At 37.1% G+C, this 13,147-nt stretch carries 13 protein-coding genes and 1 tRNA gene; 10 read left to right on the top strand and 4 right to left on the bottom strand.

Going from position 1 to position 13,147, the window contains the following annotated elements; all coding sequences use genetic code 11:
- The first annotated feature begins 145 nt into the window (after nt 1–145).
- The 5 genes from AADH04_RS02750 to AADH04_RS02730 all read left to right on the top strand — a co-directional run bounded on the left by AADH04_RS02750 (nt 146) and on the right by AADH04_RS02730 (nt 4,265).
- Nucleotides 146–565, top strand: a complete 420-nt coding sequence (locus tag AADH04_RS02750) for a DUF4124 domain-containing protein (RefSeq protein WP_434778723.1) — start codon at nt 146–148, stop codon at nt 563–565.
- Nucleotides 562–2,385 (top strand): excinuclease ABC subunit UvrC, encoded by a 1,824-nt coding sequence (gene uvrC, locus AADH04_RS02745; protein ID WP_434779784.1) that lies wholly within the window; start codon nt 562–564, stop codon nt 2,383–2,385. Before AADH04_RS02750 ends, uvrC begins: the two co-directional genes overlap by 4 nt.
- A 21-nt stretch (nt 2,386–2,406) precedes the next feature.
- Nucleotides 2,407–2,985 carry a CDP-diacylglycerol--glycerol-3-phosphate 3-phosphatidyltransferase gene (gene pgsA, locus AADH04_RS02740; RefSeq protein ID WP_434778722.1) on the top strand — a complete coding sequence of 193 codons (579 nt, stop codon included), beginning with the start codon at nt 2,407–2,409 and terminating at the stop codon, nt 2,983–2,985.
- 62 nt (nt 2,986–3,047) lie between these two features.
- Nucleotides 3,048–3,123, top strand: a tRNA-Gly gene (locus tag AADH04_RS02735).
- Nucleotides 3,124–3,677: 554 nt separating this feature from the next.
- Nucleotides 3,678–4,265 carry a hypothetical protein gene (locus AADH04_RS02730; protein WP_434778721.1) on the top strand — a complete coding sequence of 196 codons (588 nt, stop codon included), beginning with the start codon at nt 3,678–3,680 and terminating at the stop codon, nt 4,263–4,265.
- A 378-nt stretch (nt 4,266–4,643) separates the two neighbouring features.
- Here AADH04_RS02730 and AADH04_RS02725 read toward each other — a convergent pair whose 3' ends face one another.
- Complete coding sequence (locus tag AADH04_RS02725; protein WP_434778720.1) at nt 4,644–5,537, bottom strand: MBL fold metallo-hydrolase; 894 nt, start codon at nt 5,535–5,537, stop codon at nt 4,644–4,646.
- A gap of 140 nt (nt 5,538–5,677) precedes the next feature.
- Between AADH04_RS02725 and AADH04_RS02720 the strand changes: the two genes are divergently transcribed.
- Nucleotides 5,678–6,628 (top strand): GlxA family transcriptional regulator, encoded by a 951-nt coding sequence (locus tag AADH04_RS02720; RefSeq protein ID WP_434778719.1) that lies wholly within the window; start codon nt 5,678–5,680, stop codon nt 6,626–6,628.
- A gap of 125 nt (nt 6,629–6,753) precedes the next feature.
- Here the strand turns inward: AADH04_RS02720 and AADH04_RS02715 are convergent, their stop codons facing one another.
- Nucleotides 6,754–7,269, bottom strand: a complete 516-nt coding sequence (locus AADH04_RS02715; RefSeq protein ID WP_434778718.1) for a TetR family transcriptional regulator — start codon at nt 7,267–7,269, stop codon at nt 6,754–6,756.
- Between the two features lie 164 nt (nt 7,270–7,433).
- Here AADH04_RS02715 and AADH04_RS02710 point away from each other — a divergent pair, with 164 nt between their 5' ends.
- Nucleotides 7,434–8,918 carry an MFS transporter gene (locus AADH04_RS02710; protein WP_434778717.1) on the top strand — a complete coding sequence of 495 codons (1,485 nt, stop codon included), beginning with the start codon at nt 7,434–7,436 and terminating at the stop codon, nt 8,916–8,918.
- Nucleotides 8,919–9,116: 198 nt separating this feature from the next.
- Here the strand turns inward: AADH04_RS02710 and AADH04_RS02705 are convergent, their stop codons facing one another.
- Both AADH04_RS02705 and AADH04_RS02700 read right to left on the bottom strand, forming a co-directional pair.
- Nucleotides 9,117–9,467, bottom strand: coding sequence for a TIGR04076 family protein (locus tag AADH04_RS02705; RefSeq protein ID WP_434778716.1), 351 nt, complete (start codon nt 9,465–9,467; stop codon nt 9,117–9,119).
- Between the two features lie 35 nt (nt 9,468–9,502).
- On the bottom strand, nt 9,503–10,093 hold the full coding sequence (locus tag AADH04_RS02700; protein WP_434778715.1) for a TetR/AcrR family transcriptional regulator: 591 nt from the start codon (nt 10,091–10,093) through the stop codon (nt 9,503–9,505).
- A gap of 162 nt (nt 10,094–10,255) precedes the next feature.
- On the opposite strand from AADH04_RS02700, the gene AADH04_RS02695 reads away from it, so the two are divergent.
- The 3 genes from AADH04_RS02695 (at nt 10,256) to AADH04_RS02685 (ending at nt 13,090) form a co-directional block, all read left to right on the top strand.
- On the top strand, nt 10,256–10,642 hold the full coding sequence (locus AADH04_RS02695) for a MerR family transcriptional regulator (protein ID WP_434778714.1): 387 nt from the start codon (nt 10,256–10,258) through the stop codon (nt 10,640–10,642).
- A gap of 47 nt (nt 10,643–10,689) precedes the next feature.
- Nucleotides 10,690–11,889, top strand: a complete 1,200-nt coding sequence (locus AADH04_RS02690; protein ID WP_434778713.1) for an alpha/beta hydrolase — start codon at nt 10,690–10,692, stop codon at nt 11,887–11,889.
- 244 nt (nt 11,890–12,133) lie between these two features.
- A complete protein-coding gene (locus tag AADH04_RS02685) occupies nt 12,134–13,090 on the top strand; it encodes an AraC family transcriptional regulator N-terminal domain-containing protein (RefSeq protein ID WP_434778712.1) in 957 nt (318 codons plus the stop codon).
- Nucleotides 13,091–13,147 lie beyond the last annotated feature (57 nt).

The following is a 13,147-nucleotide window of genomic DNA, read 5'->3' as shown; positions in this document are numbered from 1 at the left end:
AAACTTTCAGTTAGGTGCTAAGATAGCCCATAATTGTAACAAATTAGCGTATTTTGGTACAATTATTTCTATAAATTAGTCTAAAACCATTGGATTTGGCTAATTTTCGCATTACAATGGCACAAAACTGATTATGGAGAGAGTAATGTATAAAAAAGCCGCTTTATTATTATGTGTATTAACGTTGCCGTTAATGGCTCATGCTAAAGTATACACTTATAAAGATGCTTCTGGTCGCACAGTATATTCTGATGTGCCACCCCCTACAAAAACACCTGCAAAAGAGGTAACAGTTAAAGTTGCGCCAGCTAAGGAAGTTACTGCCCCTGAGACTGAAAAAAATCCTTCTGACTCTTTAGCTGATCAACAAGCTGAATTAAACAAAAAAATTGCAGAAAACAACAAAAAAATTGAAGAAGAGAATAAACGCAAGAGAGAAGAAGACAAAAAAGCAAATTGTGAAGCGGCACGTTTGAATTTACAAACAGTTCAATCTGGTCGAGTGGTTAACAAAGAAACATTGATGCAAAAATACCAAAACGATATTGATACTTATTGTAAATAAATGAATTGTTTAATTTAAACGAATTTCTTAATAGTTTACCTAATCTGCCCGGTGTCTATCGCATGATAGATATAAACGGGCAGGTTTTATATGTGGGTAAAGCAGTTAACTTAAAACGTCGTGTCAGTAGTTATTTCCAAAAAACGGAGTTATCTCCTCGTATTCAATTAATGGTCAAACAAATTGATCATGTTGACATTACCGTATCTCGTTCTGAGGTAGAAGCTTTAATTCTTGAAAATAATCTTATTAAAGCCTTAGCGCCTAAGTACAATATATTATTTAGAGATGATAAAAGTTATCCTTATCTGAAATTTAGTGCGCATACCTTTGCTCAGATGAGTTATTATCGAGGAAACTTAGATAAAACCAATACTTATTTTGGTCCATTTCCCAATAGTAATGCGGTTCGAGACAGTATCCATATTTTACAAAAGATTTTTTTATTAAGAACCTGTGAAGATTCTGTATTCCAAAATAGACAACGCCCTTGTTTATTGTTTCAAATCAAACGTTGTAGTGCACCATGTGTGAGTGCTATTTCACAAGAGGAATACAAACAGACCGTTCAACAAGCAGCAGACTTTTTAAACGGCAAAAAAGAGCAGGAGCTTATTGTCGCCATTACACAAAAAATGGAAGCTGCTGCACAGGAGCTTAATTTTGAAGATGCAGCCAAATATCGTGATCAGATCCAGGCATTAAGCCGTGTCCAAGAAAAACAATATGTAGAAAGCCAAGAGCATTATCAGAATATCGATGTGTTGGTTGTTGTGCAGGAGCAGGAGATTGTATGTGTTCACTGGGTCAGTATACGAGGAGGGCGGCATGTCGGGGATAAAAGCTTTTTCCCAAAGGTATTGGATCAAACCGATTCCTTACAAAATTATATTGAAGCATTTATTGCACAACATTACCTAGGAAAAAGTAAACCCGATTTAATTTTAACCAATTTACCCGTTCCAGAAATACTGATTACAGCATTAAATGAAGAAGTTCCTAAAAAAATAGCATTTATTCATCGTACCTTGGGTGAGAAAAAAGTATGGTTAAAAATGGCTGAACGTAATGCGCATTTAGCCATTGTGCAAAAAATGGCGCAAAAACAAACGCAAACAGAGCGTTTAGTCGCCCTTCTTGACGTATTGGCTTTGGAAGCTGAAGATGATTTAAATAACTTTAGAATAGAGTGCTTTGATATCAGTCATACACAAGGGGAGGCAACGGTCGCTTCATGCGTTGTTTACGAGAAGGAAACCATGCAGCCTTCGCAATATAGACGTTTTAATATAGAAACAGCAAAAGCATCAGATGATTATGGTGCGATGCGTGAAGTGCTTACCAGACGTTATACGCGTATGCAAAATGAACAAACAAAATTACCTGATTTGGTTTTAATTGATGGTGGCAAAGGGCAAATTAGTGTGGCGCTTAATGTTTGGCAAGAGCTAGGGTTAGATATTCCTTTGTTGGGTATTGCTAAAGGGCCAGAGCGTAAAGCAGGTTTAGAAGAATTGATTTTACCCAGACAAAACCATACAATACAATTACCTCCTAATCATCCTGCGTTACACTTGCTACAAACCATTAGAGATGAAGCGCATCGTTTTGCCATTACAGGACATAGAGCAAGGCGTGCTAAAGCAAGAGTAAGTTCTTCTTTAGAAGATATCCCTGGAGTAGGAACAAAGCGTAGACAAGCCTTATTAACTAGGTTTGGTGGGCTAAGAGGGGTACAAGCTGCAAGTGTAGAAGACTTATCTAAGGTATCAGGGGTCAGCATGGAGCTGGCACAAAAAATTTATGATCATTTACATTAGAAGAACAGAAAAATATTTATTATGCCTTTGAATATTCCTATTTTATTGACTTGGTTAAGAGTCGTTTTGATCCCTGTTTTTGTGGTGGTGTTTTATTTACCAAGTAGTTGGATTTCACCCACCTGTGCCAACTGGTTAGGTGCCCTTATTTTTGCTTTTGCCTCTATTACTGATTGGCTGGATGGTTACCTAGCCAGACGTTGGGAGCAAACATCAAGCTTTGGTGCATTTCTTGACCCCGTTGCTGATAAATTAATTGTGGCTGTTGCCCTAATTTTATTGGTTGGTTTTGACCGTACCAGTATGATTTGGGCAATGATTATTATTGGCCGTGAAATCACTATTTCAGCTTTGCGTGAATGGATGGCGCAAATGGGCAAACGAAAAAATGTTGCCGTTGCCTATATTGGTAAATTGAAAACCACCGCGCAAATGGTTGCCATTGTTTTACTGTTAATTAACTCAGAAAATTTTATGGGGTTAAATTTACAGGTTATTGGTAATATTTTAATGATTGTGGCTGCAGTACTGACAATTTGGTCGATGTTTTACTATTTAAAGATCGCCAAAGAAAATTTTACCAGTGAAACCGATAAATAGGGGTTGACAATAAAATCCAATCCTATATAATCACGCTTCTTCAAACGCAATAGCGTCACAAAGCGGGAATAGCTCAGTTGGTAGAGCGCAACCTTGCCAAGGTTGAGGTCGCGAGTTCGAACCTCGTTTCCCGCTCCAGTTCTTAGTGTACAGAACGCTCCATAAGGTGTACTAGCTTCTACAAAACCCAATAAAGCCAGTCATTTGAGCCACATTCTTATCCACTAACGTCTACTCGTTGGTTACCTAAAGCTACAAACTGTATATACAACATTTAAATTTAAACGTATTGACAAAAATAAAATTAATAAAATTAATTGAAAATTAGTTAAATAGATAGGGGATAGAACGTAATTTTGTTGTGATTAAATTGTAAGAAATCTTCTCATTAACTCAAATCTACGACATATTCACAGTTTGTATACATGTAATAATATATATCATGTTACTATTACTACTTATAGCAATAATACCGCTAATAGTAATAAGTCAGAACATAATTCTTTGATCTTCGCTATTTTAGTGAATCCAGCCCCAAGCCATATGAATAACTTAGGACTGGTTTGTTACCTATGCAATAATGGGTAAAATTGTTTACTACTTTAACCTTTTCATTTAAATCTATAGAGCATATCTGTTTAGTATGCTCTATTCTTATTTTGGAAAGATCTGTTTTTTTGGAGTTATTTTGTATGAAAAAATTGGTTTTGCTTTTATTTTTATTAATGAGTGTAAGCACATTTGCAAAAAGCAGTAGTAAATGGCAAAAAATAGCATCAGGGGTAGAAGAATTTGGTACTGTTTACCTAGATACAAATTCGGTATATGCTGAAGGGGGACTAGACTCCTTTATGACAGGATGGCTTAAGTCAACAAATGGAGAATGTACTGACCCATTTGATGGTAATAATTGCTATTACCATTTTCAGGCTAGAGCATCCTGTGGACAAAACTTGATTGAATTTCCAGCTTTTAAAATTTTCCATAAAAAATTAAATATACGTATAGGAAATGAATACCATCCTGGAAAAGAAACAGTAGAACCAGATAGCATAGGTGAAGATGTCTATAAACAGCTTTGCAAAAACTATAAATATGAGGATCCTGATGATAATAACAATGAAAATATGTCTAGTGTGATGAGTCAATCACAGTCCGAGATAGAACAGCAACCCTCAAATAATAACCCAACAGAAACAGTTCAGCCTCAGAAAAAAGATGACAATAAAGGGCTTGAAGTTTTTATGAATGGCTTGGGTAAAATTTTAAATAAACTTTAATAATGAAGACTTAAAGCAGTTTATTTGAATTAACAGTTGAAGAAACTCAATTCACAGTTTCTTCAACTGAACGTTAGAGTACCCAAGTTCAAATCGAATATTATTTACGTAAAGACCTAGAAACTTTATTTTGACTGGTTAAATCATTTAGCAACAATACAAAATTTTGAATATCATCTTCTGTCTAATCTGCTCATGCCTTTACCTTGTGAGAAATTGGAACTGGCAATGGTTCAGATACCTCTTGATAAAAAGGTGTCTATTAAAGATATTGCTAAATTCATGGATATAACACCTAAAGTTATTCAGAAACTTGTTAATAAAGTAGGCATATAATAAGATTAAAGCTGCCTGTCAATTGAGGGCAGCTGTTAATTTTTAAAGCTTTATTACTTCACCATCAGCAGGAATAAATACACGGTTTTGAATACCTTTTTTTTGTACGAACTGATGAAGCTCACTACGAGTCAACTCAGTATGATTAACAGTATCCATATGGACGGCAATAATTTTAGCATTGCACGTTGCATGATATGCTCGCTCAGCATCTTCCTTACCCATGATAATGGAATTTTTAAATCCATCTAGACGAGCATATCCAGTATTCAAGATGATTGCATCGGGATTAAATGTATTAATAGCTCCTGAGACATAATTGTTCCAGATTGTGTCACCAGCAACATAAACCGTTTTTGAGTTAGGGCTTTTGAAGACAACCCCCATGGCTTCACCTAATAATTTGGCTAGTTCCGGAACCGCATACATTTCATCGGTTCCATGTTGACCACCGATTTTAACCAACTCTACATTTTTGAATACAGTATTGTCATTCAAAACTTTTACATTGGTGAAACCTTGAGAACGGATCAACTTTGCATCAGCCTCATTTTGAGTAAATAGTAGAATAGCTTTTGGTAATGCCGACTGCGCTTCATCGTCCCAATGATCGAGATGAGTATGCGTAACAATCACAGCATCTACATCTTTGATCACATCTTCCACCGACATTGGTAACTCAATCATAGGCATACGCATAAAGCTACGATATGTTCCTTCGAATCCTGGGTAAGTGTCTTTTTTAGAAAGCATCGGATCAACTAAAAATATTGTATTACCATAACTAATTTTTATCGTTGCGTTACGTATTTGTTGAACTTGTACCTCTTGTCTTGTTGATTCAGTTATTGAATTAGATACACTCTTGGCTAATGTAATACTGGATGCCAGTGTTAAGGCTAGAACAATTGGCACAATAATATTTTTAAAGTTCATAATGGCTTTCCCAAAATTGTTATTGATGAGGCTGCATTATAAAAAGAGGATAGGCAAAAGATGTATTGACCTAAATGACAATTATCGAAATGTTTGGGCCAAAATGCTAAAATAACATTTTTATGAGTATGAGAAGCTGTATGTCAATACCTTCCGTCGCTTTGGTTCTTCACCCTAATTTTAGCCCGTTCCATTTTTCTGTACCTTATATGGTATTTAGTATCTCTTTATCTGATATTCGCCTGTTTGACCTAAAAATTGTCTCTTCGGATGGCAAATCTCAACAGGCAGAACGAGCGATGACTGTTCAGCCTGATGGCGGGGTAGAGTTACTCGAAACTGCCGATATTGTGATCATTCCAAGCTGGGATGAACTGAACGAACCGCCTGACCCAGTTTTAACCGATGCGATTATCCGCGCTCATAAACGAAACGCGCATATAGTCGGCTTATGTTATGGAGCCTATGCGCTTGCTTACACTGGGTTACTAAATGGTAAAAAAGCGGTTACTCATTGGTTAGCTGAACAAGATTTTTGCCTGCGTTTTCCCGAGGTAAAACTTGATACAAACGCACTTTATGTAGAAGAAGATAGAGTGATTACATCCGCCGGAACGGCTGCCGGGTTAGACTGTTGTTTATATATCGTACGCGAATATTATGGTTCACAGACAGCTAATAAAATTGCCCGTCTTATGGTAGTACCACCGCACCGTGAAGGTGGGCAAGCTCAATTTATTGAACAGCCGATTGCGTCTTCGACAAGAGATGCAAAAATTAACCATTTACTGGATTATTTACGTAAAAATCTGGTAAAACAACACTCAATAGACGAACTTGCCGCCCAGACATTAATGAGCCGTCGCTCTTTTACTCGCCATTTTGCCAAGGCGACTCATATGACAGTTAAAGAGTGGATAATAAATGAGCGTTTGCAGCGCAGCCTTGAACTACTGGAAAGCACTTCGCAATCAATAGAGAATGTTGCTGAAATAGTAGGGTTTCAAACTGCGACATCGTTCAGACAACATTTTACAAAACGTTATAGCGTTAGCCCAAGAGCTTGGCGTAAGACATTTGGAGGAGGCTAAGGTTTTAAATATTGAACGCTATTTATTTTTATAATATTGGCCTATTAACCGAGTAGTAACAATGCCAGCTAACTGAGCAAAGCCTCCGTAATGATCTTGGGTATTTTAAATGTAAATTGTACCATTCATTGCAGTAGTGCAATGATATGATTATTGACCGCTTCTTGACTAAAGTGAAAACCATCCACTATGACAAGATTATCTATGCCACAGCTCAAAGCAATGAGTCGCCAAGCAAGCTCTGATACATTATTTGTTGATATTTTGTTGGTTGCAACTGCCTCGTCAAGAAGTTTTACGATGGCTTTATGCCATTCTTCTGTAGATTGCTGGTATGCTTGTTTGATATCTGGATCTCGCTCAGATAAAAAGGTAGCTTCATTCCAGAGCTTTCTGATCATTAACCCTTCTTTACCTATAATAGGACTAACGATTTTAATTATTTTATCGAGGATAGACTCATCTGGGTGAGTGTGTTCCGCTTGAGTAATTAATTGATCTGTGACTTTAATTAAAGCCTGGGCTTTAAGCTGCCCAATCGATTTAAAATGATGATGGATTTGTCCCACAGCGATATTGGCTTCTTTAGCAACTCTTCTAGCAGTAATAGAAGCGATGCCTTCTTGAACAATGATCGTCATGGCAACTTTTAAAATCTCATCGTATCTTTCGCTTTTTTTTAAATAAGCCACTATTGCAACCTTGATCAACTTTAGATTCTGTCATTATGCAATAAAATGGACATGTGTTCAAATTCTATGTAAAATTGAACATATGTTCAGAATTTTAAAAAAAGGTTAGTGATATGAATCACAAATGGTTGATTTTGATTTTAATCATTTTTATATATTTGCCTGTTTCCATTGATGCTACAGTATTGCATGTTGCCGTTCCAACATTGAGTTTAGAGCTCGGTTCTACTACTAATGAATTATTATGGATCATAGATATCTATTCGTTAATGATGGCGGGGCTGTTGTTACCAATGGGCGCTTTAGGTGACAAAATTGGCTATAAAAAATTGGCCATTATTGGCCTGATTATTTTTGGTATTGCTTCGTTAGGTGCTGCTTTAGCTCCTAACTCTATAATGTTGATTATTTTTAGAGCAGTATTGGCTATAGGTGCAGCAATGATTTTACCTGCTACTTTGGCTGGTATTCGTAAGACATTTTTAGATGAGAGTGAAAGATCCTCAGCATTAGGTGTCTGGGCAACAGTTGGTGTGTGTGGCGCTGCAATTGGCCCGTTAGTAGGAGGCTATTTGTTACAGCATTTTTATTGGGGGGCAGTCTTTTTGATTAACATTCCCATTATATTTATTGCGTTAATCGCTACATTATGGGTTGTTCCTAAGCAACCACAAAATACGCAACAGCAATGGCAGATTAGTAAAGCTTTAGTTTTAATAACAGCACTATTGATGCTGATATATGCAATTAAGTCAGGATTCAGAGCCGATAATTCAATTTTAGTTACTTTTCTTATAGGGGGAGTAGGTGCCGTTATTTTGTATATTTTTGTCAAACAAGAATTGAGCGCTAAAGCTCCAATGATTGATTTTGGCTTGCTTAAGATAAGAGTCCTCACCATGGGTATCATCATGGCAATGACCGCCATGATTAGTATTGTTGGGTTTGAGTTATTAATGGCTCAAGAACTCCAACTGGTACATGGTTTAACTCCCTTGAAGGCAGGGATATTCATGCTTCCGTTAATGCTGGCAAGTGGTTTTGGTGGCCCCTTAGCTGGTTGGCTGGTACCACGATTAGGTTTAAGAATCGTTGCTACTACAGGTATAGGTTTAAGTGCTTTAAGTTTCTTTGGCCTTGCTGTGTGTGATTTTATGGTTCATCCATATTTAGCATGGAGTATGATGGTTTTATTAGGTTTAAGTATTGGTATTGCGTTATTGGCTTCTACTACAGCGATCATGTCTTCTGCACCAGCAGAAAAATCTGCTTCAGCTGGTGCTATAGAAGGAATGGCTTATGAGTTAGGTGCAGGGTTTGGTGTTGTTATTTTTGGCATGATGCTTTCAATTATTTTTAGCCAAAATATAATGATACCCGATGCGATACCAACCCAATTAGCTGTACAAGCGACGCATTCTATTAATGAAGCTTTTTTGGCCGCCAATACATTAGATGACCAAATTTTAAGCAGTCACTTAATTTTAGCTGCTAAAAATGCATTCATTCATTCGCATGTGTTTGTGTTGTTAACAGCAGGGGTATTGTTTTCTATTTTAACTGTTTTTATTTGGAAATTTTTACCTGATAGAAATTAAAAATATTTTGTCAGTAAAATGCTATTGGAACAATAGTGGTGATTACTATTTTTTTAGGGAATTGTGTTTCAGCTAACCTTTAATTAAATTAATTTGTTTGCCAATGATGATGAAACAGGAAGATTATGCATAAACCAGCGATGCCTACAGCAATATAAGCATCGATCTAATTAAATGTAAATTTTGTGAGTTGGTCTATTATTCTACTGGTGTATATTCAATTTTGGCCTCTTGTGTTGTTTGTTCGATTTTAAAAATAACAGGCCTTAGGCCATCATTACAGCTACAAATAGCCACACCAGGTTTGCGTATCCAGTCTCCATAATAAAAGAGCCCATTATCATTACCAACACCATGAGCCAGAGCAAATACGTATTGGTATATTGCTTTCCAAGCTTCATTGCAAAAACCTTCTGGGCAAGCATAATCGGCATGAAATATTTGTCCTTCTTTTAACATGGGGCAGGGTGTAAGGTCTTGTGCACCATATTCTTGTGCCAGTTCTTGATCAAAGGTTTTTTTCAGTACAGTTATTTTACATTTGTTCATGGATGTTCCCTTTTTATATATAATAAATTGATTTTTTAAGGTTTTAGGGCGCGTTTGACCAATGTCTCAAAAACGTTGAGATGTTGTTGAAACTCAAAATTGGTATCGTTGGCTGTTCTAGCAATAAGGCCATCTATTAAGGCGTAAAGCCAGATAGAAACAGAATTAAAATCAAGAGAGTGATCTATTTCGCCTGCATTAGCTGCTTTTTTTAATAGATCAATAAATACTTCTCGCATAGCTTGATCACTTGAAACAAATGTTTGTCGGATTGACTCGTCACGCGCACATACTGCTAAAATTTCAGTCCATAATCGATGGTCAATTGGAAAGCCAACATCTCTGATACAATCGGTCATCAAGGTGATGATGCCTTGTAAAAAATGTGTTGAGTTGGCTGCTTGTTTGGCTTTTTGTGCACCTTGCTGATGTTCTTCTTCAATCATGGCTTGAAATAGGTGTTCTTTGTTTTTAAAGTGAACATAAAGATTACCTTGGCTGACTCCTGCTCGAGTGGCAATATCTGCCACAGAGCAACCAGAATAGCCCTTTTCAGCAAAACAAGTTGCCGCAGCAATTAAAAGTCTTTGTCTGGTATGCTTTTTTTGTTCTTCTCGTTTATTCATTATCTTTATCTTTTTTTGAATGAATGGTCATTCATTTAAATGATAAGCTTATTTTGATTAGGTGTAAACAAACCAGCATCAAATATTATTTATTTTAGAATTTACTTGACTTGGAGTTAACTCCAGACATTATGATGAAAAAAATAGTTAATTGGAGGACAAATGAATATATCAGATGTGGGTAAAAAATATGATCTTTCTCCTGATACTTTACGTTATTACGAGCGAATTGGATTGATTCCTAAGATTTATCGAAATAGTGCAGGGGTGAGGGAGTATAACGAACAGGATTGTCGTTGGGTTGAAGCCATTAAATTTATGCGTAATGCAGGCATGTCGATAGAATTGCTTTTGGAATATGTTGAGATGGTTCATGCTGGGGATCAAATGGCTCAGGCAAGAAAAGAGCTTTTAATGAAACAGCGTGCGCTGCTGATTGCACAAATTGAAGGGTTACAAAGCACATTGGCGCAGTTGACCCATAAGATAGAAAGTTATGAACAAAGTGTTCAACCCAATGAGCAGAAGCTGAAAAATGCTACTGAATAAAGACGAACTTAAGATGATTTTTTTATTAAACTAGAATGAGTATCAATATGAAAACATTAACAAACAAAGGTAATCGTATTTTTGTATGGTCTGCACTGGTCCTTATGTTTTGCTTGGTTCAAGCTCCAGTAATTGCTCAAAATAATGACCAAGCACAAAAACCCATTATTTTAAAAACAATGGGCAGTTTGCTATTTGGTGGTACGGTAACATCAACTGCCTCAGGTGAAACTTTCCACGGGGATCATGGATACGCTCAGTATTATGTGCCACGAAATGCACGAACCTATCCTTTGGTGATGTGGCATGGAATTGGCCAATCGGGTAAGTCTTGGGAAAGCACACCAGATGGTCGCGAAGGTTTTCAGGCTATTTTAACCCGTCAGGATTGGCCTGTGTATATTATTGATCAGCCTCACCGAGGCAGGGCTGGGAGAACACAGGCAACAAGCAGCGATCCAAATGATGTCCCTACAACAGCTATGGAAAGTTCTGTTTGGGATGCTTTTCGTAACGGTGTTTGGGCACCACCACAAAAGCCTTATTTATTTGCCAATGTTCAGTTTCCAAAAGATGCATCAGCTATTGATCAGTTTTTTAGGCAACAGGCCCCGGATACCGGGGAAGAACCTCGTACTGCACAATATAGGGCTTTTTTAGGTAACACTATGGGTAAGCTTTTACAGCAAACGGGCCCAAGTATTTTGATCACGCATTCTAATAGTGGGCAATATGGTTGGGCTACCGCAATGGCTGTACCAGAACGGGTTAAGGCTGTTGTGGCTTATGAACCAGGCGCCTTTGCTTTTCCTGAGGGAGAGCGTCCAGCTGATATTCCGGCAAAAGCTAAATTGGTTGAGCAATTTATGCAGCCACAAATGGTGCCTATAAGTGAATTTAAAAAATTGACGAAGATGCCGATTTTGATTGTTTACGGTGACAATATAGCAAAAGAGCCTAGTGATATTTTTAACGTTGATTTATGGCGAGTTGCCAGCACTCAGGCAAAACAATTTGTTGATACGGTTAATCGTCATGGGGGAGATGCGACATTGGTTTTACTGCCTGAAATTGGTATTAAAGGTAATACTCATGCACCATTTGCAGATTTAAATAATCTTGAAATTGCCCATCATCTTGAGCATTTTTTGCATGAAAAGAGTTTGGATGGTCGCACTAAACCCCATGCAGGCCCAAATTTTAAAACAGTTGATGTAATGACTATATCATTAGAGGTTCAAGACTGAAAAATGAATGTATTGGAGGGTACATAATTTGTGTGTGCCCTTTAGACATTTTGGGTCAAGAAATACAGTGATGTTTATATAAATTGGTTATATGTGAGGGTGATTACTACTAGGGTGAATATAGGTTCGAATATGAGTGATTATTGCCTAATTCGCTCAATTTTTTTTGTCAAAAATAAAAATATGTTATGATCAGGTTAAGACAAATGATTATATTGTTTAAATGTATCGGAATAGGGAGCATATGAAACCAGAAATCAGTTTTGAAGTAGAACATGCTAACGCTTGTCTAAAAGAAAAGCTTTTACAACATCTACCTAAACAAGATCGTATTGATACTGCAATTGAAGGTTTGACGATTTTCCGCCGAGATGAAACGTTTAAACGAGAAAGCTGTTTTTATCAACCTGTTATTGGGGTAGTGGTACAAGGGTCAAAACGATCCATTATTGGTAATGAAGAGTATCAATATGGTGAGTATTATTGTATGGCAGCTGGCGTTGATATGCCCAGTTTAAACCATATTACGGTTGCTTCTGCTGATAAGCCTTTTCTTGCTGTTTCTATTAAATTAGATCGCTATTTGATTACTCAGTTAATGACGGAGGTGCCCAAGTTGGCAGCATCCATACAAAAGCCAATTGACGCTCCAGTAAAAGGCATTGTGGTGACTGAGGTGAGTCACGATATTTTAAATGCTTTTTTGCGTTTGGTTGAGTTGCTTGATCACCCTGAACGAATACCTGTCTTGGCGCCAATGATCATTCGTGAAATCCATTATCTGCTATTAACAGGCCCTAAAGGTGAGTGCTTACGCATGGTGAGTGTTTTAGGTACACAGGCAAATCGTATTGCAAGAGCGATTAGTTGGTTAAGAGACAATTATACAGCACCGCTTGATATTAATACTTTAGCACAACGTGTGAATATGGCGCCTTCTTCGTTTCATCGTCATTTTAGGCGTATGACTACTTTAAGCCCACTTCAGTTTCAAAAGCGTCTTCGCCTATATGAGGCAGAACGATTAATGTTGGCTGAAGGTCATGACACAATTAGTGCGGCACTTAAAGTGGGGTATGAAAGTGCAACACAATTTAATCGAGAATACAAACGCCAATTTGGCGAACCGCCTCATCGAGATGTCACAAAAAAACGTCTTATTGGTATTAATATGGAAGACATTACTTATCCTGTCGTTTAAATAGTTTTTGTACCCCCTTAATGTAATGTATGTGCTTTATTTTATATATATAATTGA

Origin of the sequence: Neisseria sp. Ec49-e6-T10 (genome assembly GCF_051132615.1) — a bacterium.
In the GTDB taxonomy this organism is placed as follows: Bacteria; Pseudomonadota; Gammaproteobacteria; order Burkholderiales; family Neisseriaceae.
This window is presented reverse-complemented; position numbering and strand designations above follow the sequence as displayed.

Coding starts and splice junctions, on each gene's coding strand:
- AADH04_RS02750 (WP_434778723.1), top strand. CDS start 146: ATGTATAAAAAAGCCGCTTTATTATTATGTGTATTAACGTTGCCGTTA.
- pgsA (WP_434778722.1), top strand. CDS start 2,407: ATGCCTTTGAATATTCCTATTTTATTGACTTGGTTAAGAGTCGTTTTG.
- AADH04_RS02730 (WP_434778721.1), top strand. CDS start 3,678: ATGAAAAAATTGGTTTTGCTTTTATTTTTATTAATGAGTGTAAGCACA.
- AADH04_RS02725 (WP_434778720.1), bottom strand. CDS start 5,537: ATGAACTTTAAAAATATTATTGTGCCAATTGTTCTAGCCTTAACACTG.
- AADH04_RS02720 (WP_434778719.1), top strand. CDS start 5,678: ATGTCAATACCTTCCGTCGCTTTGGTTCTTCACCCTAATTTTAGCCCG.
- AADH04_RS02715 (WP_434778718.1), bottom strand. CDS start 7,269: ATGACGATCATTGTTCAAGAAGGCATCGCTTCTATTACTGCTAGAAGA.
- AADH04_RS02710 (WP_434778717.1), top strand. CDS start 7,434: ATGAATCACAAATGGTTGATTTTGATTTTAATCATTTTTATATATTTG.
- AADH04_RS02705 (WP_434778716.1), bottom strand. CDS start 9,467: ATGAACAAATGTAAAATAACTGTACTGAAAAAAACCTTTGATCAAGAA.
- AADH04_RS02700 (WP_434778715.1), bottom strand. CDS start 10,093: ATGAATAAACGAGAAGAACAAAAAAAGCATACCAGACAAAGACTTTTA.
- AADH04_RS02695 (WP_434778714.1), top strand. CDS start 10,256: ATGAATATATCAGATGTGGGTAAAAAATATGATCTTTCTCCTGATACT.
- AADH04_RS02690 (WP_434778713.1), top strand. CDS start 10,690: ATGAAAACATTAACAAACAAAGGTAATCGTATTTTTGTATGGTCTGCA.
- AADH04_RS02685 (WP_434778712.1), top strand. CDS start 12,134: ATGAAACCAGAAATCAGTTTTGAAGTAGAACATGCTAACGCTTGTCTA.